Source organism: Hymenobacter tibetensis, from assembly GCF_022827545.1.
Taxonomy (GTDB): Bacteria; Bacteroidota; Bacteroidia; order Cytophagales; family Hymenobacteraceae; genus Hymenobacter; species Hymenobacter tibetensis.
Genome location: NZ_CP094669.1, coordinates 4,671,014 through 4,692,825, shown reverse-complemented (window position 1 = coordinate 4,692,825; position 21,812 = coordinate 4,671,014). Strand labels below are relative to the sequence as shown.

General features: G+C 54.5%; 17 protein-coding genes. 4 read left to right on the top strand and 13 right to left on the bottom strand.

What is annotated here, in order from left to right; genetic code table 11:
- Nucleotides 1-187: 187 nt before the first annotated feature.
- Entirely contained in the window at nt 188-1,288 is a 1,101-nt protein-coding gene (recA, locus tag MTX78_RS18805; protein WP_243797400.1) for a recombinase RecA, read from the bottom strand.
- A 226-nt stretch (nt 1,289-1,514) separates the two neighbouring features.
- Here recA and MTX78_RS18800 point away from each other — a divergent pair, with 226 nt between their 5' ends.
- Nucleotides 1,515-2,651, top strand: a complete 1,137-nt coding sequence (locus MTX78_RS18800) for a hypothetical protein (RefSeq protein ID WP_243797399.1) — start codon at nt 1,515-1,517, stop codon at nt 2,649-2,651.
- Nucleotides 2,652-2,715: 64 nt separating this feature from the next.
- Here MTX78_RS18800 and MTX78_RS18795 read toward each other — a convergent pair whose 3' ends face one another.
- Nucleotides 2,716-3,288: a GNAT family N-acetyltransferase gene (locus MTX78_RS18795; protein WP_243797397.1), complete on the bottom strand. Its 573-nt coding sequence runs from the start codon at nt 3,286-3,288 to the stop codon at nt 2,716-2,718.
- A gap of 196 nt (nt 3,289-3,484) precedes the next feature.
- On the opposite strand from MTX78_RS18795, the gene MTX78_RS18790 reads away from it, so the two are divergent.
- Nucleotides 3,485-4,378 carry an SDR family NAD(P)-dependent oxidoreductase gene (locus MTX78_RS18790; RefSeq protein WP_243797395.1) on the top strand — a complete coding sequence of 298 codons (894 nt, stop codon included), beginning with the start codon at nt 3,485-3,487 and terminating at the stop codon, nt 4,376-4,378.
- Nucleotides 4,379-4,493: 115 nt separating this feature from the next.
- Here the strand turns inward: MTX78_RS18790 and MTX78_RS18785 are convergent, their stop codons facing one another.
- The 9 genes from MTX78_RS18785 to guaB form a co-directional block, all read right to left on the bottom strand.
- Complete coding sequence (locus MTX78_RS18785) at nt 4,494-4,931, bottom strand: hypothetical protein (protein ID WP_243797393.1); 438 nt, start codon at nt 4,929-4,931, stop codon at nt 4,494-4,496.
- Nucleotides 4,932-5,032: 101 nt separating this feature from the next.
- Nucleotides 5,033-5,998, bottom strand: a complete 966-nt coding sequence (locus tag MTX78_RS18780) for an AAA family ATPase (protein ID WP_243797391.1) — start codon at nt 5,996-5,998, stop codon at nt 5,033-5,035.
- A 108-nt stretch (nt 5,999-6,106) separates the two neighbouring features.
- Entirely contained in the window at nt 6,107-7,495 is a 1,389-nt protein-coding gene (locus tag MTX78_RS18775) for a peptidylprolyl isomerase (protein WP_243797390.1), read from the bottom strand.
- A 278-nt stretch (nt 7,496-7,773) separates the two neighbouring features.
- Entirely contained in the window at nt 7,774-10,089 is a 2,316-nt protein-coding gene (locus MTX78_RS18770) for a peptidylprolyl isomerase (protein WP_243797388.1), read from the bottom strand.
- A gap of 307 nt (nt 10,090-10,396) precedes the next feature.
- The gene (locus tag MTX78_RS18765) at nt 10,397-10,810 is read right to left on the bottom strand and encodes an ATP-binding protein (protein ID WP_243797386.1); all 414 of its coding nucleotides are present in this window, start codon (nt 10,808-10,810) and stop codon (nt 10,397-10,399) included.
- Nucleotides 10,811-10,834: 24 nt separating this feature from the next.
- Nucleotides 10,835-11,164 (bottom strand): STAS domain-containing protein, encoded by a 330-nt coding sequence (locus tag MTX78_RS18760; protein WP_243797384.1) that lies wholly within the window; start codon nt 11,162-11,164, stop codon nt 10,835-10,837.
- Between the two features lie 14 nt (nt 11,165-11,178).
- Nucleotides 11,179-13,278, bottom strand: a complete 2,100-nt coding sequence (locus MTX78_RS18755) for a PP2C family protein-serine/threonine phosphatase (protein ID WP_243797382.1) — start codon at nt 13,276-13,278, stop codon at nt 11,179-11,181.
- Nucleotides 13,279-13,479: 201 nt separating this feature from the next.
- Nucleotides 13,480-13,941 carry a hypothetical protein gene (locus MTX78_RS18750; RefSeq protein ID WP_243797381.1) on the bottom strand — a complete coding sequence of 154 codons (462 nt, stop codon included), beginning with the start codon at nt 13,939-13,941 and terminating at the stop codon, nt 13,480-13,482.
- Between the two features lie 159 nt (nt 13,942-14,100).
- Nucleotides 14,101-15,582 carry an IMP dehydrogenase gene (gene guaB, locus MTX78_RS18745; RefSeq protein ID WP_243797379.1) on the bottom strand — a complete coding sequence of 494 codons (1,482 nt, stop codon included), beginning with the start codon at nt 15,580-15,582 and terminating at the stop codon, nt 14,101-14,103.
- 425 nt (nt 15,583-16,007) lie between these two features.
- Here guaB and MTX78_RS18740 point away from each other — a divergent pair, with 425 nt between their 5' ends.
- Together MTX78_RS18740 and MTX78_RS18735 are read left to right on the top strand one after the other, a co-directional pair.
- On the top strand, nt 16,008-16,856 hold the full coding sequence (locus MTX78_RS18740; RefSeq protein ID WP_243797377.1) for an oxidoreductase: 849 nt from the start codon (nt 16,008-16,010) through the stop codon (nt 16,854-16,856).
- Nucleotides 16,857-17,108: 252 nt separating this feature from the next.
- Nucleotides 17,109-17,948 carry an FRG domain-containing protein gene (locus tag MTX78_RS18735; RefSeq protein WP_243797375.1) on the top strand — a complete coding sequence of 280 codons (840 nt, stop codon included), beginning with the start codon at nt 17,109-17,111 and terminating at the stop codon, nt 17,946-17,948.
- Between the two features lie 156 nt (nt 17,949-18,104).
- On the opposite strand, the gene MTX78_RS18730 is transcribed toward MTX78_RS18735, so the two are convergent.
- A complete protein-coding gene (locus MTX78_RS18730) occupies nt 18,105-18,896 on the bottom strand; it encodes a DUF2490 domain-containing protein (RefSeq protein WP_243797373.1) in 792 nt (263 codons plus the stop codon).
- 249 nt (nt 18,897-19,145) lie between these two features.
- The gene (hrpB, locus tag MTX78_RS18725) at nt 19,146-21,779 is read right to left on the bottom strand and encodes an ATP-dependent helicase HrpB (protein WP_243797371.1); all 2,634 of its coding nucleotides are present in this window, start codon (nt 21,777-21,779) and stop codon (nt 19,146-19,148) included.
- Nucleotides 21,780-21,812: the final 33 nt, after the last annotated feature.

Here is a 21,812-nt window from a genome sequence, read left to right as displayed (position 1 = left end):
GTCTCAGACAAAAGAGGTGCCAGCAAATATACAGCAATGTATGAACGGGGTGAGACACTCTTCTTGAGGCACCGAACAAGCCGAAAGGACTCAACTTACGAAAGAAACTAAGTCTTGGTCCTAAAACGAAAAAAGCGCTGTTGAATTACCAACAGCGCTTTTTTCGTTTTCAAGTTACCAACGACGCTTACAGCGTGTCGTCGTCGTCAACGGTGGTGTCAACTGGAATAGCCGCTAGTGCTATTTCAGGCTCACCTTTCACCAAGTTCCGGATCTGCGCCTCGATTTTGTCGGCTAGCTCTGGGTTGTCTTGGAGGATGGTTTTCACGCCTTCACGGCCTTGGCCCAGACGGTCGCCATTGTAGGAGAACCAGGAGCCCGACTTGGCAATAATGCCCATGTCAACCCCAAGGTCAAGGATTTCACCTACTTTGGAGATACCCTCACCGTAGATGATGTCGAACTCTACCACTTTGAACGGTGGTGCTACTTTGTTCTTCACCACCTTCACTTTGGTGCGGTTACCAGTTACGTTGTCTTTGTCTTCCTTGATCTGGCCGATACGACGGATGTCGAGGCGGACGGAAGCGTAGAATTTGAGGGCGTTACCACCCGTAGTAGTTTCAGGCGAGCCGAACATCACCCCGATTTTCTCGCGGAGCTGGTTGATGAAGATGCAGCAGCAGCCGGTCTTGTTGATGGTACCTGTTAACTTCCGGAGGGCTTGGCTCATCAGACGAGCGTGCAAACCCACTTTCGAGTCGCCCATGTCACCTTCGAGTTCGCCTTTCGGTACAAGGGCCGCAACGGAGTCAATAACAATGATGTCGATAGCGCCCGAAGAAATCAGCTGGTCGGCGATTTCTAGAGCTTGCTCACCGTTGTCGGGTTGCGCAATAAGCAGGTTCTCGGTGTCGATGCCCAGCTTCTCAGCGTAGCTCCGGTCGAAGGCGTGCTCGGCGTCAATGAAAGCAGCCATGCCGCCTTTCTTTTGCGCTTCGGCAATGCAGTGCAGAGTCAGTGTAGTTTTACCTGAAGATTCCGGACCGTAAATCTCGACTACACGGCCGCGGGGCAGACCCCCGATGCCCAGCGCAATGTCGAGGCCCAGTGAGCCGGTGCTGATGGCCGGAATGTCGACAACTTTGTTGTCGCTCAACTTCATGACCGTTCCTTTGCCGTAGTTCTTGTCCAGCTTGTCCAGCGTGAGCTGGAGGGCTTTCAATTTCTCAGTCTGTTGATTGACAACCTTGTCAGCTTTCTCGGCTTTGTCAGTAGTAGCAGCCATTAGAATAGGGTTTGGGGGAAATGCTTAGGTTTGGTGAATGTAGGCGTTTTGGGTTGCCTGCGCAACCTAGAAGTGGCTTCGCAATGTGCCAAGCTACTCTGTTGGGGCAGGCTAGTGGTAACGCCGCTAGCCTATATTTTGTCCCCGCAATGCTAAAAATTTTCGTTGAATTTAGGGAAATTTTTCTGTGCTAAAAATTTTAGGAAAAAGGTCGTTTTCTACCGTCTTGATACTGACGTTGGTAGGCTATTTGAGTGGAACGAACCTGGCTTGGGGCCAACTGAATAATCAAGCTTTTTTACACCCCCTGCCCATCAAACCAGAGTACACTGGGCAGCTTCGTTTGGCTGTACAAGGCTTTTTGTTTTCGAAAGACAACGAGTACTTCAATAAGATAAACGAAGGCAAGACACTCTACGGTACGCAACTTGCCCCCCGTCTGGTTTATTTTCCGGGCGCTAATCTGCGGTTGGAGGCTGGTATCTTTCTCTACAAAGACTACGGCACGCCCCGTCTGCGGCAAGTGCGTCCCCTGTTCACCGCCAAGTATCAAAACGGCCCCCACAGCCTGCTATTCGGCAATATTGAGGGGAATCTGCACCATGGATATATAGAGCCGCTCTTCGACTTTGAACGGGTAATGCTCAACAGATTAGAAGAGGGCATGCAGTATAAGTTGCAAACCAACCGCCTGCAGCTAGACGCCTGGGTTGACTGGCAGCGGCAGCAGTATCGGTTCAGCAACTTTCAGGAAGAAGTAGCAGGTGGTCTTACTTCTGAGTTTACGGCCTATCAGGATTCAGCAGGCTGGCGCTTGGGCGTGGTGCCTATGCAGTTTTTAGCAATCCACCGTGGCGGACAATTAGATACCATTGCTACGCCACTGCAAACGCTGTTCAACTTTGCCACCGGTGTGCGGGTGCGGCGTAAGTTGGGTGCTGGTACTGGGTTCGTACGGGCGTTGTCTTTCGATGGCTACGTCACGCGTTACACCGACTATTCCTTCGAGGAAGTACTGCCCTTCAACCGTGGTACTGGCTTGTACCTCAATGGCGGCATCAACACGCGGCTTTCCAATGTGATGATCAGCTACTGGTCGGGCAACGGGTTTGTGGCGCCTCAAGGCGGGCTGCTTTACCAGTCCATTTCCAGCACCGTCAATAACCCCGGCTACACGGAGCGCAACCGACAACTGCTAATCCTCCGGTTCTTCAGTGACTTTAAACTACCTGGGAACGTAACGTTGACTAGCCGTTTCGAACCCTTCTATGATCTGCAAAACAAGCAAGTCGAGTTTTCCTTTGGAGCTTACTTGAATTTCAACTACGAATTTCTGCTGAGCACACTGCAGCGAGATGAGTAAGGCTGTGACACTAGAAAGGCTGGATAAGTAAGAATCCGTAGCAGTGGATAAAGTGCGAAAGCACTTATAGAGAAGTTGGCTCCAGACGATAGTGCATAATGTCCGAATCTTTCACGCGAAGGGGCCACAGGCGCCGTCGGGTGGTGGTTACGGGGCGGAACCCTACTGCTTCGGCCACGGCTAAGCTACGCGGATTGTTGCGGCGGCACCGAAGCGTTAGGTGGTGAGCCCGTAGATGTTCGCCAAACCCAAATTGCACTGCCGCCGCCAGTGCCTCGCGGGCGTACCCGTGGCCTTCGGCCTCCGCTGCTAAATAATACCCTATTTCTGCACTTAACGGGGATTGCCAGCTAGGGCGTAAACTAATATCACCGAGGTACGCGTCCGTCTCACGGTGCCAGATGCCCAGCACGTAGAGGCGCCCCGACTGCCAATCGTGTGCAAACTGTGCTAGGGTGCGCGTGGCATCAGACAAGGTCTGTACGGCGGCGACACGCGCCGGAAATGCAGCTTCCAGACGACGACGGTTTTGGTCGAGTACTGCAAAGAACACCGCCTTGTCGGTGGGCTGATAGGGCCGAAGCACGAGGCGGGAGGTGGTCAGGGGAACAAGGGGTGGGGGTAGAGCAGCGTGCATGATTCGGGGAAGTCAGTGCCGGTACGTACGCATTGCGTGGCCTCAATGGCGAAAAAGTTGTTTGCAGGTAAGGTCGTCAGTAACTCTCGGTGCCGGATGTCGTTACTTTTTTGGGGTGTGCTGGTGCCTGCCGACGCAAGGTTGTGCAGCAGACGAGTCGCCCTGTTTTGAAGTACCTCACATCGACCTATCTGCTATGAAAAGAAGACTTGAAGGAAAAGTAGCCATTGTAACGGGTGGCGGTTCGGGTATTGGCGAAGCCATCTGTAAGAAGTTTGCCAACGAAGGAGCGGCCGTGGTAGTAGTGGGGCTGGAAAGTGACCCCGTACGCAAAGTGGTCGACGAAATCCAGATGCAGGGTGGTAAAGCCATCGGCTACCTGGGCGACATTTCGCATCAGCAAAGCGCCGAAGAGTGCGTGCAGCTGGCTGTTGATGATTTCGGTAAGCTGGATATTCTGATCAACAATGCCGGTGTGTTTCCAGCCACCTCCGTGCTCGAAGACTACCCAGTAGACGCATTCGAGTACATGATTAAGAACAACATTTACTCCACGTTCATGATGACGCGGGCCGCGCTACCGGAGCTGCAGAAAACACGTGGCAACATCGTAACGGCTGGCTCGGAAGCTGGCTGGATGGGCATTGCGGAAAACACACCCTACGGCGGCACGAAAGCATTCAACCATGCTTTTATGAAAGGGGTTTCCACCGAACAAGCCAAGCACGGTGTGCGCGCCAACTGCGTTTGCCCCGGCCCTATTAACACTGCCTGGACCCACAAAGAAACGGGCCCAATGAATGCCAAGATGGAAAAGCAAAACGTAGACGGGCCGCCGCTGGGCCGCCGCGGAACACCGGAGGAAGTAGCCAATGTGTACTTGTTCCTGGCCTCCGATGAAGCCAGCTACGTGACGGGTGCCCTCTTCTTCGTGGATGGCGGCATCACCAACTCCAAAGGCACTCCGGGTGCCGAAGTGCCCAGCCACCTACGCCGCGAGCCAGAAGGAGAGCTTAACCTAAAGCACGCCAAAGATGGCAACACCAAGATCCGGGAAGAAGCTGCTGGCACCATGGTAATTACCGATTAAATGCGTTGCAGCTCTTGCAGCCACTTGCCAGAACCTTGAGTGGTATAGACAAAGAAAGAGGCTTGCCAATACGGCAAGCCTCTTTCTTTTTAGAGCCAGACGTAAGAGCTGTGGCTTATTTCTGCAACGCAGCCCCGATACCTGAGCGGTGCTGTGGCGGGCTGCCTAACGATTGCTGAATCCGCATCACGTTCACTTGGCGGGCTGCCTCATTGAAGAATTCCAGCCGGCGGATCAGCATTTCTTTGATCAAGACGCGGCCTTCGGGCGTACGCATCATGGCGCGTTTGTCTTCTAACAGCCGACGCATAATAGCCTCTGTTTCAGACTCGCGCTGCATGTACTGGGTTTGAAACTCGCGCAGCCGGTCTAAGCCCTCCGTAGTGAGCTGGAACTGCGCTCCGCCCTGGTTAAGCACTTCGCAAAGCACATACACTTCAAGAGGAATAGAGGTGCTCAAGGCCGTTGTGCGCAAATCGAGCCCGACTGCCAAGGCGTCCAGAATGATATAAACGTTGCGCTCGAATTGCTGATAGTAAGCGGATGCTTCCATGGGTACAATTTACATTTATCACTTCGCAAACACCACTTATCCGTTGCTTAGCCAGAAGTAATGGCAGCGGATGGAAAGGTGAATGGTGCGTGGTCAGTGAACTAGAGAAGTTCTTTCACAATTTGTTCCACCGATACATTCTCGGCCTCGGCCTTGAAATTGCGAACCAAACGATGGCGCAGAATGGGCAACGCCACCGCTTTCACGTCTTCGATGTCGGGAGAGTATTTACCGTTGAGCAGCGCATTGCATTTGGCCCCAACAATGAGGTGCTGTGATGCCCGTGGGCCCGCGCCCCATTCCAACAACTGCGTGGCGCGCGCGGCACCCCGGTCGGTGTTTGGGCGGGTTCTATGCACAAGGCTAACTGCATATTCCACCACATTATCGGCAACTGGTACGCGGCGCACAAGATGCTGGAATGCTTGAATTTCGTCGGCGTGCAGGATTTTGCTTACCGTGGGCTTGCTGTCAGAAGTGGTGTTCTTCACGATTTGCAGCTCCGCCTCATAGCTTGGATAGCCAAGCTCGATGTTGAACATAAACCGGTCTAGCTGGGCTTCGGGCAAGGGGTAGGTTCCTTCCTGCTCGATGGGGTTTTGGGTAGCCAGCACGAAAAACGGGCGTTCCAGCGGATAACGCCGCCCAGCTACCGTCACCGCATACTCCTGCATCGATTCCAGCAGGGCCGCCTGCGTCTTGGGAGGAGTCCGGTTGATTTCGTCGGCCAGTACAATATTAGCGAAGATAGGCCCCCGCACGAATTGGAAATCCCGCTGCTGAGTGAGCGTTTCCGAACCTACAATGTCGGAAGGCATGAGGTCGGGGGTGAACTGCACGCGGTTGAACGTGAGGTCCAGCGAGTCAGCAATGGTTTGGATAAGAAGCGTTTTGGCCAAACCCGGCACGCCTACCAGCAGGCAGTGGCCTTGCGAGAATACCGCCGTCAGCACTAAGCGCACCACCTCGTCTTGCCCGATAATTACTTTGCCAATTTCCTTACGTAGCGTTTGGTATGATTGAGCCAGGGCATCGGCTGCTTCTTTATCAGAAGAAAATGTGCGCATTCTATAGGGGTTAGAGGCCGATTGTTGCTTGGTTGATCGTAGCGAAAATGGTTGGCTGTTAGGCTTGCTCGTCGAGCAAAGCAACAACCAACCATTCAACAATCAGCATTAATTCACGGAATTCAGCAGCTTGCAGCCAGAATATTGAGGGTCAACTTCAATATAGACACTGCCGCGGTTCTTCTCAAACCACTCATCAAGCGCCTTGTTTTTCTTTTCGGCGAGAGCAGCCTGAGCCAGCTTCTGATAGTCGTCCTTGAAATTCGCTTGGTGAGGCGGGGTATTCGATTTCAGCCAGATAATGCGCATCGCATCCTTGCCATCGTCGGTGCGGTAAGGCATGGGAGGCGTGATGCCGCCCACCTTCATGGTATCAATAGTAAAGAAGATAGCCGGATCGAGCTTGTCGAGCGGGAGGTAGGTGCTACCGTCTTCCCGGTTTTGCAACAGGCCGCCGCTAGCACCGGTTTGCTTATCGTCGGAGTTGTCTTTAGCAGCTTTAGCAAAGGTGAGGCTGTCCGCTAAGATGCGGGTCCGAAGCTTGGTAAGGTCTTTGGCGGCTTCGTTTACGTCGGTGGTGCCAGTACCGGGCTTCAGCAGGATATGACGGGTGCTGTACTGGTCACCTTTGCGCTCAATTAGCTGAATAAGGTGGAAACCGAATTGCGACTCCACTACCGGCGACAACTGGCCAGGCTCTAACCGCAGTGCGGCTGCCTCATACTCCGGCACCAGTTCTTTGCGCTTGAAGAAGCCCAGGTAGCCTCCTTGGGCTCCAGAGCCGGGGTCCTCGGAAAACTGCTTGGCTAGTGTCTCGAAGCTCTCACCAGCTAGGATACGGGCTCGTAAGTCGTTGAGTTTAGCTTGTGCGGCCTGCTTGGCGGCTGAGTTTACCTTGGCAAACTTGATGATCTGGCCTACTTCCACCTCGGTGGAGTAATACGGCAAGCTGTCTTTCGGAATGCGGTTGAAATACTGGCGCACTTCCCGTGGGGTCACGGTTACTTTGCCTGCAATCTGCTCCTGCATCTTCTGCTGAACGAGCTGCTCTTTCACCTGCGGCCGTAGGTCGTCCTTCAGTTGCTTGATGGGCTTGTTGTAGTACTCTTCCAGCTTCTTTTCAGAGCCAATCTGCTGCGCGAAGTAGTTCATTCGACGGTCTAGCTCGCCTTTCACCTGAGCATCTTCCACTACCACGGAGTCGGTTTCGGCTTTGGCCAGCAGGAGCTTGTTTAGCGCTAGGCTTTGCAGAACGCGGCATTGCATGTCAGGAGGCAACGGCTTGCCTTCGGCGCGGGCCATTTCCTGCGCCATGATGTTTTCAAGGTCAGAGCGAAGCACTATCTGGTTGTCGATTTTGGCAATAATGCCATCAACAATGCGCTGACCAACAGGCCGTGCCATTCCTAGCTGCGCAACGGCAGCCGAAACGGTACCAGCCAACAACACTACGGTCAGCGTAGCTGCCCGTTTCAACGAAACAAAAGAACTAGTCATGGAATACTTCAAAGGATACGTCGGGTGCCGCACAACGGAACTACCGAACCAGACAACTACCTGAACGCAGAAAGTCGCCCGTAAATTTCAACATAAATCCTTTCACCGACAAAAACCAAACAGCGCCAGGATGTAAGGCATAGAGCCTAGGGGAAGCCTGCAGGTTGCACGAGCCAATAGCAGGCTGGTTGCACTACCGCGTTGGTAGTTTGCTGGGCCTCTTTTCCCAACAAAAAGCCCTGGCTGAAACCAGGGCTTTTTGTTGGGTAGAGTAAGCTCTATTTGCTTACCAGCTTGTCTACTTCCGGCTGGTTGATTTGCACCGGGTACTTGGCACGGAGTTGCGCAATCCACTCTTTTTCCAGATAGTTCTGGTAGTCAGAAGTGGCAATACCACGGGCTTCGGCCAAGGTTTTGGGGCCGGCTGGTAGCACCTTATCGATGATGACGGTGTAGTAACGGCCATCTTTCTGGACATCATACGAACCTGGTCCGCGGCTCATCAGCTCATCCACCACTTTGTTGTCGCCTTTGGCAAACGCCTTCTGCGTGATTTGCACCGATAGTGGGTTTTGAGCGTTCAGTTGCTCTTCCAGCGCAGTTGTGTTGGCGCTGAAAACAGTTTGAGTGAGAGTGTTATCAGTGGTGGCTTTGACTTGAGTGGCTTGCCGAATACGCTGGCTTGCTACGCCTTTGCTGCCAAGGTAGGAAGCAACAGCTGCGGCTCGGCGCTTAGCAACAGCCGCCGATTCGCCTTGCTTGAAACGACCCGTTAGCGTAACGCTCAATGCAGTATCTGCCTGCATTGATTCCGCTAAACGGTCCAGCGCGGTGAGTGAAGCTTTGGTTACTTTATCGGTGTTGCCAGTGAATTTAACGGGCGGTGGCGCCAAGCGAGACACAGCGAAGCGGCCCGTTTTGAGTTGCTGCTGAGCTTGGGTGAGTAGCTCTGGGGTGGCGGCACTAATAACGGTGCCTTGTGCCCGGTTCTCCCACTGATATTTGCTTTGGTTCTCGGTGAAGTACTTCTGCAGACCTACGGTATCTTCAATAGCCTTGCTCCATACTTTCTCGTCCATGAGCTGGAACAACAGAATACCGTCGCGGTACTCTTTCACCAACATGCGGTAGTCTTCGTACTTGTTTTCGAGGTTGTTTTTCTCGTACTCCGTCAGGCTCTGCTCCACATACTGGTCGTAGAGCTGCTGGGCTATGAACTTCGGCTCGGCACCGGGCCGGGGCCGCTGGTTTTTCTGCACGTAGGTCAGGAAGTCGGATACTTGGTAAGGCTTGTCCTTGATGATAAAAATGACGGACTGTGCAGTACCGCTTTGCTTTTTGCCGTTTTTCGAGGTGGTAATAACGTTATCGGGAGCCGTGTACTTGAAGCGCCCATTAACCACCGAGGTGTCAATCTTGGCGAAGGCTTCTTCCTTGCCTGCCGAAAACTCCCGGAAGTTGTTTTCGGTGCGGACGCGCTTCAGAAAAGCTGCTTTGTTGAGCTCTGAGCGGGAATCCTTGGCCACTTTGCTTTTCAGCGTAGGCTCCATTGCCTCGAAAGTGGGCACCGGCTGCTTTTCAATCAGCTTGATTACGTGCCAGCCATAAGGCGTCTGAACAGGAGCTGAAATCTGACCGGGCGACTGAAGCTTGAAGGCAACTTCCTCGAAGGAAGGAATCATGCGGCCTGTGCCAAAGGGAGGCAACTCGCCGCTATTGGCCGCCGAGCCAGCATCTTCGGAAAATTGAGCTACCAGCTTGTCCCAGTTCTCTTTGCGCTGGGTGAGGCGAGTATAGAGTTCGTCGATTTTCTTCTTGGCCGTTACGGAGTCGGCTTTCGGCATATTGGGCGTTGCCCGAATCATCAGGTGTGCCACCTTAATTTCGCCTTGCGCCGGCCGCATATCATTCACCTTAATCAGGTGATACCCGAAGCGCGTGCGCACTGGCTGCGATACTTGCCCAACTGGCGTTTTGAAAGCCGCCGTTTCGAAGGGGTACACCATCTGCATGGCCGTGAAATAGCCGAGGCGGCCACCGTTTTCGCGGGCCGACGGGTCTTCGCTTACTTCCCGCGCTACTTGCTCGAAATTGGCAGCGCCTGTTACGCGCTGGCGCAAGGCTACCACCTTTTGGTAAGCGGCTAGCGTGTCGGCGGGAGTAGGCTCGGCCGGCAGGCGAATCAGAATGTGGGAGGCATTCACCTCTTTGCTCATCCGCTCATAGGCTTCCCGCACCAGCTGGTCGGTTACGCTTTTCTCGGTGAGATAGGGCTGCGCCAACTGCTGCTTGTACCCATCTAGCTCTCGCTTGAAGGCCTGGGTGGTATCGAGGCCCCGTTGCTCGGCTTCCAGCACTTTCAGTTTGAAGTTGGTATACAAGTCCAAATACTCTGTTACGCTGGGGCGTGTGCCGTACTCGGGAGCAGTGCTGTTGTTTTTGCGATAAACATAGGCAAACTCCCCAGCTGGCACCGTAGTAGTGCCGAGCGTCTCAATAGCGGGTTGTTTGGAGGTGGTAGTAGTTTTAGTAGCCTGGCAGGCGGCCAGCAGCGCGACGGCAGCAGTGCCGGCGTACAGAATGCGTTTGTGCATATGAGATATAAGAAACTGCAATGCGAGACAATTGCCTCTCAATCCAACTGAGCGTGGCTAACTGCCAGTTGCAATTTTACGTATTTTTTTTGTCCTAAACGTTAAATCAACCGACGGGCTGGAACCCGGCTAGCAGCTTTTACTTCTTGATAGTTGCCGCTGCAAACCATCCGTCTCAGTGGCTTAGTTCCAAGGCACCGCTATCCAGATGCAGGTAGTGGACATAGCAGCGCCTGCATCGGTCGGGACCAGTGCAGGCGCAAAGCAAGAGAAATACGGGACTGAAGGTGTGCGTACGTGGCGAGCGTCAGCCTAAATGCTTGTAAAGCCTACACACGTTCTGGCTGCCGTTGGTAGTGAATTCCACTCTATCCATGATGCGGTTGACCAGGGCCATGCCCACACCTCCTTTTTTACCGAGCCGAATAAACTCTGGCAAATCAGGCTCATGATACGTGGAGGGCTTATAAACTGTAGCCGCATTATCAAATATTTCGATGCCAAATAAATGGTCGTCGATATTTATGGCCAGATCTAGATACTGTGACTCGTCTTCACCGTTGGCGTGAATAATGAGGTTAGCTACCACTTCGTCAACAGCCAATACAATCTGATTGAGTTGCAGATTCGATAGGTTACACTCCAGCAGGGAAGTCGTGACAAAGTCACGGACAGCCTTCAGGTTGCCTCGGCTACAACTGATCCGAAGTGCGTTTTTCATCCCCGCTGATTGGTTTATAATAAGTTAGATAGCAGTAGCCTCTGCTTCTGAGGGTACTATAGTCATGAGGGTATCTAAGCCGAGAATCTCAAACACGTTGTACACTTTGTCTTGCATGTTGAAGAAAACCAGCTTCACACCCGCATCCTGAAACTGCTGTAAATGGGAGATAAAAACCCCCAGGCCAGCCGAAGAAATGTAGTTGAGCTGCTTGCAATTGATAAGTACTTTCTGAAACTTAAGTGTATCTGGCTTGCCTAGTTCCGTGTCCAGCGATACTGAAGAACTGGCATCTAGTTCACCATCAAGATTTAGCGTGAGAGTACCGGCGGAGGAATGTTGGGTTATTTTCATAAGGTCAGGGTACGTCAGTTCGCCATGTCGGGTTGAGAGGATTTGAACTTGACGACAAGCAAGGTTTGGTCGTCGTGCATGGGCTGGCCCGCACTGAACTGCCCCAGGTCGTTCAGGATCTGCTCTTTAATCTCATCGGCTTCCATAGAAAAGGTCTGTTCCAGCATATAAAGCAGCCGCTGTTCCCCGTACTCTTCTTGGTTGGCGTTGCGCGCCTCCACTATCCCGTCGGTGTAAATTACCATTACGTCGCCGGGGTTGTAGTCGTAAAACTGATTCTTGATGTGCTTCTCGTACGACTCGTTGCGGATGATGCCCAATCCTAAGCCGGTGGTTTGAAAGTAGGACACTTCCTCCTTGATAGAGTGGTAGTACAGCGTGTGGCAATGCCCGGCCCGCGCAAATACAAACCCTCCATTCTCGTAATCGATGATGTAGAGGGAGGCTGTAATAAACGCCACCTTCTCCAAGCAGCGCGACAGCGCCGTGTTGGCCTGCGTCATAAACCGGCTGGGTACCGGGAACTTCTCGCGCTCGGTACGGGCCAAGTGGTTTTCTTGCATCAGCGCATGAAAAATACCCTTCATCTGCGCTACGTGGAACGCTGCTGTCACGCCCTTACCTGATACGTCGCCAATGAGAATAGCCAGCCGACGGCCAGGCAGATGCAAGAAGTCGTAAAAGTCGCCGCCCACTTCCTTGGCCGAAGCGGCATACGAACTGATGTCGAACCAGCTATCAATCGGCAGGTTTTTAGGAATGAGACTGTCCTGCACGGCCGAAGCAATCTTCAGTTCTTCCTGCACGCGCTGGTTTTCCAGCGAGATATGCACCAGTTGCAGGTTTTCAATGCTGAGTACCGTCTGGCTGGCGAAGGTTTGCAGAATGCTAAGGTTTTCGCGGTCGAACCCGTAGCGCGGGTTTTTAAGCATATATAAGGCTCCAAACCGCCGCTTGGCAGAACGCAACGGCATAACAATAAGGGAGCCGTACGGCAGATTCAAGTCGCGAAACCCGCTGCTGTTCGATAAGTCGTTGTTGAGGTATTCGATGTGTTGGAGCTTGTACTCCTGTAGCAAACGCTGCACACCTTCGGCCTGTTCGGGCGAGACGCGGTAGTGCTGTACTGTTGAGACACCTTCATCATTTTCCAGCGTAATCCAAGCAGCATCGGCATCCATGGTTTGCACGGCCGAATCGAAAAGCATGGCGTACACCTCATCCTCATTCTGCCCTTTCTGAATCAGCTGCGTCAGGCGCTGCATGCTCAAAATCTCCTCACGCTTCTGTTCGAATACGCCCGCCGTAGGCAAATTGAATACGGTAACCATCAGACCCATGAAAGCATAGAAGGCACCGAAGAACGCATTGAGTAGCAGGAAAGCATGCTGAGGAGCCGGAGCTACCAGCTTCAAATCATAGCGAATGCGCAAGAAGTAAGCTACGAACACCGCCATAGCCAGCAGGATAGCTATTTGAAGCAGTACCGCCTCCCATTTCTGACGCCGGTTTAGGTAAGCTACCCATTGCTGGTTGCCACTCAGGTACACGCCAAAAACGCCCAGCCCGCCCACAATAACGTAGTCAAACGGGTGGGGCGGCACCCAATCCAGCAAGCGAAACAGCAGCGTGAAACCCAGCAGCACTTCAAACCACACCCATTGACGTTGGACCTGCGGCGAAGCTCGGAACAACACCAAGCTGCGCCAGGAATAGTTGGTGTAAGCCAGAAAAACAACGAACAGCGCCAAGTTCACCGTGTAGATACAGGCGAAAAAGGTTTGGTCGTTGGTGGGAAGCTCTACTTGCACGAAGCGTTCAAGCAAGTGCAAACCCACGCAGGCCGTTGCCATCATGCCAGGGCCCAGTACCAAGCGGCGAAGCAGCCCCACAAAGTCATTGCCATGAAGCGGATCGGGGCGGCCGCGCTGGTAGATGAACGCACCAGCTGCAAAAGTTGCCTGCGCCAACAGCGTAACCCATTCGGGCCACGGTCCATTTAGCCACTGGGCAGCTTGGCCATTGGTATTGCTGAGCGTACTCAGCAGCAGCAACAGCCAGCTAATGACGGTAAAAGGAAAAATAATAGCTTTCAGCTTCTGGCGAAAGAGCATAGACAGAGAAACAAACCCGACTGTGAAACAGCCCAGGGTTCAAGCGAAACGAACCGCTAAGATATAGGGGCAGGCGGAATTTCGCAGTACCCGTACTTTAGGCCAGGCTAGATAGGCTTTTTTGAGGACAGATGCCCACGTAAGACTATGTGCCCACCCGTACGTAGTAAGACGAGAGCAACATGCTGTCTTACAGGTTAGCTAAAACCGGCGGGTTACTACGGGTAGAGAAGTTGGTTGGCAACAAGATTGATACACCCAGTCGCGGGCATCTTGCGCCGAGCTGAAGTAAACCGTTTCGGCAGGAGTGTAGCCTTTCTGCTCGCTGGCACTCATAATATTGTGTATGCTGAGGCGGTTGCGGGCATCATCGGAAACTACGATGGCCAAGAATTTCAATCCGAGAAGCCGCAGCCGTGGCAGCCAGTTGGCTACAATCCATTCTTGGTCTTCAGAACTGATGGGGCCCATGTGAGTCATGTTCGCAATCCAGGCCTGAACCTGGCGCTGCTCTGCTATCTGCATTCCTACTTGGAAGCCAGTACGCACCTCGTTTGGTTGGAGGTGAGCGTGCCACTCCAGTTCTATCGAGCGCAATTTGGGCTCGTGATGAATGCGTAGGTAGGAAGCTGAAAAAACACGAATGAGTGGGTCAGCATTCATGTTAGTGGAATGGGCTACCGACGAAAATACAATTATTTGTTCTATAATAAGAAATTTATATATGATAAATTACATTCCTTGTGGCTAGCCTACAAAATGCATGCAAAAAGAGCCAGCTCTACTTAGAGCTGGCTCCTTATTAGTTGCTTCTTGAGAGTTTTACTTAGTGCTATAATTAGGAGCTTCTTGCGTTATCTGCACATCGTGGGGGTGCGACTCGCGCAGACCAGCACCGGTAATGCGTACGAAACGGGCTTGTTGCAACGCTTCAATAGTAGCGGCTCCACAGTAGCCCATGCCGGCCCGTAAGCCGCCAGCTAGCTGAAACAGCACTTCGGCAGCAAGGCCCCGATAGGCTACACGGCCAACAATGCCCTCCGGAACGAGCTTCTTCACATCGTCCTCAGCATCCTGAAAGTACCGGTCCTTCGAGCCATCTTCCATAGCTTCCACTGAACCCATGCCGCGGTAACTCTTGAACTTGCGACCTTCGAACAGCGTAACTTCTCCGGGAGCCTCTTCGGTGCCGGCCAGCAACGAACCAATCATAATGGTGCTGGCGCCCGCGGCCAAGGCTTTCACAACATCGCCGGAGAACTTGATGCCGCCATCAGCAATAAGCGGAACCCCCGTGCCTTCTAGGCCACGGGCAGCTTCGAGCACCGCCGACAGCTGTGGTACACCAATGCCAGCAATGATGCGAGTGGTGCAGATAGAACCAGGCCCAACTCCCACTTTTACCGCGTCGGCGCCGGCATCAGCGAGGGCGCGGGCCCCTTCGGCCGTGGCTACGTTGCCGGCTATTATCTCGAGGGTAGGGAATTTCTGTTTAAGGTTACGAACAGCATCCAGTACGCCTTTGCTGTGGCCGTGGGCAGTGTCCACGCTCACCACATCCACACCAGCTTCCACCAAAGCCGCTACCCGGTCCAACAAGTCGGGGGTTACGCCTACAGCAGCCCCTACGCGCAGGCGGCCGTACTCGTCTTTGCAGGCGTTGGGCGTGCGGCGGCGCTTCCGAATGTCTTTGTATGTGATAAGGCCCACAAGGCGGCCGTCAGCATCTACCACTGGTAGTTTTTCCACCTTCGACTCTTGCAGAATATCTTCGGCGTCGGCTAGTTCGGTGCCGGCTTTGGCTGTTACGAGGGGCGTATGGGTCATGACATCCGTCACGTGGCGGCCCATGTCTTTCTCGAAGCGTAAGTCGCGGTTGGTGAGGATGCCTTTGAGGCGGCGTTGCTCATCGACGATAGGAATACCGCCAATGTTGTTGTCGCGCATCAGCTTTTTGGCATCGGCGAGGGTAGCAGCTTCCTGTAGGGTGAAGGGGTCGAGAATCATCCCACTTTCCGAGCGTTTCACCCGGCGCACCAGTTCGGCCTGCGCCCGGATGCTCATGTTTTTGTGGATGATGCCGATACCGCCTTCCTGCGCCAGCGCAATAGCCATTTCCGATTCCGTTACGGTGTCCATAGCGGCCGAAACGAAGGGAAGCTTCAGGCGAATGTTGCGGGTAAGCTGAGCGCTCGGGTCCGTGTCGCGGGGCAGTACTTCCGAATACGCGGGAAGCAGCAGGACATCGTCGTAGGTCAGCGCCTCGAAGGCGATTTTGGAATTGGGGGTGGCGTAATCGGCCATGGCAACAAGGAAGTTAGGTTTCTCTTATTGCCGGTCAAAGCTACGGCGAAAAGTTGGGATGCAGATTATCAGAAGATTGTTTTAGTGTTGATTGTGATGGTATGTGGCTGATTTTAATACAAACAAAAGCGTCTAGGCTACGGGGCAGGACTTTCCGCTGAAGGCGCAGACCAAGGACAAGAAAACATGCTGTTGCGCTAGCACAGCTACCAGACGCAGAACTTAAGGTACGCAGTGGCAAGTGGAGCTTTACTAGTAAGTGGCATGCAAGGCATTGGTTTTAGCTGTTGAACCGTGCTAGCTTTTGCATTTGCGCACCTGACCCCGCCGTATTTTAGTGAAGTTGTCAAAACCTGCGCGGCCCTTTAGGAGTTGAAAAGGCCGCCATGGCCTTGAATGCCAGGCGTTCCTTTTAGATCCACACAATGGCAACTGACAACAAAAACTGGTTTATAACGGGTGTGAGTACTGGCTTCGGCAAAGAACTAGCCGAATACTGCCTGAGCAAGGGCGACAAAGTGGCTGCCACCTTTCGCAAACAAGAGCAGGCCGACGAATTCACCCAAAAAGCTGGGGCCAATGGCCGCGGCTTGGTATGCGAGGTGACCGATGAGCAGCAAGTGAAAACCGCCGTGGCGGAGGCTATTCAGGCGCTCGGCCATATTGATGTGGTGGTGAACAACGCGGGCTACGGCTCCATGGGCAGCATCGAAGAAATTTCGGCCGAAGAAGTACACCGCCAGTTCGACGTGAACGTGTTCGGGCCCTTACACGTGTTGCGGGCCGTGCTTCCGCATTTGCGTGAGCGAAAGAGCGGACACGTGCTCAACATCACCAGCATTGGGGGCCTAAAAACTTTCCCGGGTGTGGGCGTGTACAACGCCAGCAAATTTGCGCTGGAAGCTATTGGCGAGAGCCTGGCGCAGCAAGTAAAACCCCTTGGTATTCACGTCACCAACATCGAGCCTAGCGGTTTCCGCACCGATTGGGCCGGTCGCTCCGCTAGCTTCGTAGACACAGCCATAGAAGATTACCGTGCTACTGTGGGCGAGAACCTGAAAGGCATCCAAAGCTACAGCGGCAAACAGCCCGGCGACCCGCAACGGGCCGCTACCATCATGTTTGACTTGGTACGCCAGGAAAACCCGCCACTGCACTTGCCACTCGGCAAAGCGGCCGTGAAAGGCGCTCGTGACAAGTTCACTAGCCTCCTAGAAGAGTTGGCTGGCGTAGCCGAAACAGGCGACTCAGCTGATTTTCCACAAGGAGAATAAAGCAGTCCAACAGGAAGCCGTTAACGGTTGGAAGCCCGCTAGAGTAGCTTTACTAACCTGAGACAGTTCTTTTCTCACATAGGCAAGCCCTTGCTGTCAGCATGAACAGCAGGGGCTTGTTTGTTTGTAAGTGTTTTGCAGATTACGTGCAGTACCTTTTGTAGGGAGCAGGGTAGGCGTATGATCTTCTTTGTCTGGTAGCCTTCTTGCAGCCTGAATGTCCTCTTTGCTCATCTTCTCAGCTACTCTTCCGTGCCGCTTTCCGTCAACGATATCCACGTTACTTCCTGGACCGATCTGCAGCAAGCACTTTTCCGCGACACGTGGGACAGCCGCATCGGGCGCTTCCGCTCGCCTTTCGTGTACCGGGGGCTACGCTCGTCCAACTGGTTGCTTACCACTAGTTTGCAGCGCTTAGGGGGCGAGTATCAGCAGTTGGAAAACCACTTGTTGCGCAACTTCCGCAAATACGGCCGCGACTTTACGCAGCCTGGCGCATCGGTTTGGAACTGGTTGGCGCTGGCGCAGCACCACGGCCTCCCCACCCGCCTCCTCGACTGGACCTATTCGCCCTACGTTGCCTTGCACTTCGCCACCGACGACTTAGAAGCGTACGGCGAAGACGGGGTGATATGGGCCATCAACTACGTGCTGGCAGCCGAATCTTTGCCGCCCAGTTTGCGCGAAGCCTTGCGAGCCGAAGGCTCGAATGTGTTCACTCCCGAGTTGCTGGAGCCGCTGTGTACCACCCTACGCGAGTTGGAATTGCTGCGCGACGAGCAATTTCTGCTGTTTTTGGAGCCACCTTCTCTGGATGCCCGCATTGTACATCAATATGCCTTGTTTTCGTTGATGAACACCGCGCAGGCTAGCTTGCATGAGTGGTTGGAGCAACGCCCCGAGTTGTACTTCCGCATCATCATCCCAGCTCAACTGAAGTGGGAAATTCGCGACAAACTCGACCAAGCCAATATCACGGAGCGGGTACTGTTTCCGGGCTTGGGGGGCCTTAGCCGCTGGTTGCACCGCCATTACACGCCTACTCCCGGTCAGCAATTGCTAGATTCAGACGAAGACCAGATTCCGGGCTGATAGAGTCAACAGGGCAGAGTGTGGCTACAGAAGGGAGCAAGCTATGTTCGTAGCGGCTGGTAGAGCAGAACTAGGGCCAAATGACTGCTCTAAAAAGCGAAATGTCTCTTACAGATCAAGCAATTACCATGTCGTAATGCTCGTACAGGGCTTCGCCTAATTATTAGCCATTGTCAGCTTGCCTTTGCGAAAGTCCGGGTTGAAATTGAGGCCTAGATGCAAAATGTGGCCCGCAACCAACGAGGACATAGTTTCCTGTTGGCTCATCTGATTCATGTAGCCAGCTTCGATGGAAGTGGCACGATTGACTTGGTAGCCAACCCCTAGGCAGGCGCGGTTCTGTTCGAAAAACTTGCCCGCATCATTGCGTCCGAAAACGACGAATAGTTCATTGGAGGCCAGTACGTACGGGGTTCCGGGAGCAATCTTTCGCTCGTGGTTTAGTGGCAGTGTAAGCCGCAGCTGGTACCGGAAGCGGTTGAGATACGTGAACTTCTTGTCGCCGAGGTGCTGTACCCAGCGCTGCTCGAGGCGGTACCGGTGCTGCGACATAACTCGGCTGCTATCGAAGCGGAGCAATACCTGCTGATAGCTGCGGTGTTCTGGCAAGCCCCCTACGTCCGAATCATTGCCATCTGGGTAGGACATAGTATTGGCATAACCGCCCGTCAGAACCAAGATGTTGGCCACATAATAGTTGGCGCCAACTCGCAGAAACTTTTGCTGCGGCGAGTTCGGGCCCTTAACCTGCCGTAGTTGCCCCTCCGTATGGATGCCCCATTTATTGCTCAAACGGGCGTCGCTGAAAACCATCAGCCAAGTATTGAAGCGCTGATATGCGGTAGGAGTAGCAGTGGTTGTTTGAGTTTGTGCCTGCGCCCCGCTCGCCAAACTCAACAGTAGCAGAACAAGCAGTTTTGCCGCAGTGGAGTGTACAATTGATTTCATAATTCTATATTATGAAATCATGACTAGTATTATCCCAATGTTACCAACTATATTTTCATCCTTGCTATTCAAGGAGTTAGATGAACAGAATGCTGCTTGTATAATCGTATTTTATAGGAGAGAAATACTGACCAGCTAGAATTTGTTCAAGAACTGACTGTCAAGCAGGTAGCGGAAAGTACTTGCTGGGTTTGTGAGTTGTTACGGGTGCCCGGCTTTTACACCTGCCTCTGTTTAACCTAGTAGGTGCTATTGACCGGCCTCGAAACGCTTCTTGGTTAGCTTGGTAGGAATGGCTGTGAGTGGGTCGTCGGGCCAGGGGTGCTTGGGGTAGCGGCCGCGCAGGTCTTTGCGCACCTCGAAGTAGCCCGTTTGCCAGAAGCTGCGTAGGTCACGCGTAACCTGCGCTGGCCGACCACCAGGTGAAAGCAAATGCAACGTGAGTGGAACCCGGCCGCCGGCCACATACGGAGTATCTAGCAGCCCAAATACTTCTTGCAACTTCACGGCCAGCACCGGTGCGGTAGGGTCGGAGTAGTCGAGGGGTACGCGGGAGCCACTGGGTACGGCGAGGTGCGAAGGCGCCAGGCGGTCTAGCTCTTGGCGTTGTGCCCACCCATCAGGCAGTTGTTGGAGCAATAACTCTTGCCAATCGAGCCGGCTGACTTCATTCAGGCTTTTCAACCCTACCAGGTGTGGCTCCAACCAGTCCTCTAGCTGCGCCAGTAGAGCTTCATCCGATACGTCGGGCCAGGTGGCGGCAAAATGGTAGTGCAGAAACGCCAGTCGTTGGCGGAGCGCAACGGCACCCTCAGTCCATGGCAGGCGCGCAATGCCCGCGGTGCGTAAGGCTTCCAACAATGCCTGCGCTACTAGCTCGGGGTCGGGTTGCGCGAGAGCGGTATCGGAAAGAACCAGCGCGCCTAGCCGTTTGAGGCGCCTAGCCAGTACGCGGCCCGTGGGGGCATCCCACCGGACTTCGTCGCGGGTGTCAATCTGGTCGGAGAATAGTTGTTCTAGCTCCGTGCGGCTTACGGGTGCGGCTAAGGCCGCACGCAACTGGTGGGGCGGCCCTTCTAGATACGCTACCGCTAAAAACTGGTCGTCGCGCCCAAAAAACTCGGCTGGCAGCAGCACCCGTTGGCCAGTGGATAAGCGGACTCGGTCGGTGGTTTCGCGTTGCGCAATCCGGTCGGGGTAAGCCAGGGCCGTCAATAAGCCGGCAGCATCCGCATCGGTGGAGGTAGCAGTATCCCGGATACCTGCCCGCTGCCGCAGGTTGCGCGCCGCATCCCGAACTCGGTGCAGTGTGTTGTGCTGTACCAGCAAACCGGGGAGAGCGGGGCGGCCGTGCGCAATGGTTTCGAAGCGCAGGCGCAGATCGGGCGGGGTGGAGTGAGCATCGGCGGAGCGCAACACGTCGCGTTCCGAAAGCAAAGCGGCTAGCGCTGCAGCGGCTGGACCGTGGCCAAGCTCGTGGCCTCGTACCACCAAATGGCCTAATCGGGGGGCTAGGCCCAGCCGTGCCAGTGCCCGGCCGTGGGGAGTAGGTTTTTGCGGCGCAGTAGTAACAGACAGTGAAGCTGGCGCAGTACCGGCACCTGTTGAATCCAGCGCTTTATCACCTTCCCCTGCTAGCTGCTGGCTTGACGCTTCCACGGCTCCAAGTCGGCGCAGCAGATCATTCGCTAAGGCAAGGGCAGGAGTAGGAGGCGTATCAAGCCAGCGCAACGCAGCGGGCGTGGCGCCCCACAAGGCCAGTTCCAGAGCCAACCCACTCAGGTCGGCGGTGAGAATTTCGGGGGGCAGGTGGGCAGGGAGGGCATCGTGCTCTGCGGTGGTCCAGAGGCGGTAGCAGGTGCCGGGCCCCAAGCGGCCCGCGCGCCCGCGGCGCTGATCGGCGGCGGCGGTACTTACGGGCACCGTTTCGAGAGTGGTGAAGCCAGTACGGGCCTGAAAGCGCGGTACTCGCGCAAAGCCGCCGTCTATTACCACTTGCACGCCTTCAATGGTTAGGCTGGTTTCAGCAATGGCCGTACTCAACACAATTTTACGCTGCCCTACCGGGGCGGGGCGCAAGGCGGCATCTTGCTGCTCCAGAGGCAGCTCGCCGTGCAACAGGTGCAGGCGCGTGGTTTCAGACAACGCTGGTTCTAGCTTATCGGCCACACGCCGCAGGTCGGCTAGGCCAGGCAGGAATACCAGAATGTCGCCTTCTGCATGTGCGCGCAAGGCTTCGCGCACGGCCGTCGGTACCAAGGTAGCTAGCCGTTCACCGGGCCGGGTGCCCCCCACAGCGGCTTGGCGCGGGCTCAGGTAGTGCGTCTCGATTGGAAACAGAAAACCAGCACTGCTCACTACCGGTGCATGCAGCCAGGCTCCCAACCGTTCGGCTTCCAGGGTGGCGCTCATCACCAGAATGCGCAGTTCGGGCCGCAGTACGGCCTGCACATCTAAAGTCAGGGCTAGGCCAAGGTCAGCGCGTAGGCTGCGCTCATGAAATTCATCGAATACTACCGCCGTCACGCCTTCCAGTGCGGGGTCGTCCTGAATTAGGCGTGTCAAAATCCCTTCGGTGATAACCTCGATGCGCGTGCGCGCCGACACCTTGCTTTCCAGCCGTACTCGATACCCCACGGTTTCGCCTACCGGCTCGCCCAGCAGCTTGGCCAGCCGGTTTGCGGCGGCGCGGGCGGCTAGTTGCCGGGGTTCCAGCATCAGAATCCGGCCTCCTGCGCGCCAAGCGGTTTCCAGCAATGCCAGCGGCACAACGGTGGTTTTGCCCGCGCCCGGTGGAGCCTGCAATACCACGCGCTCATGCGCGGCGAGGGCCGCCAGCAAATCCGGTAACGCGGCGGTTATGGGGAGGTCGGGGAAACGCACAGGCTAGAGTAGTTCGGTAATAGGCCCCGCCAC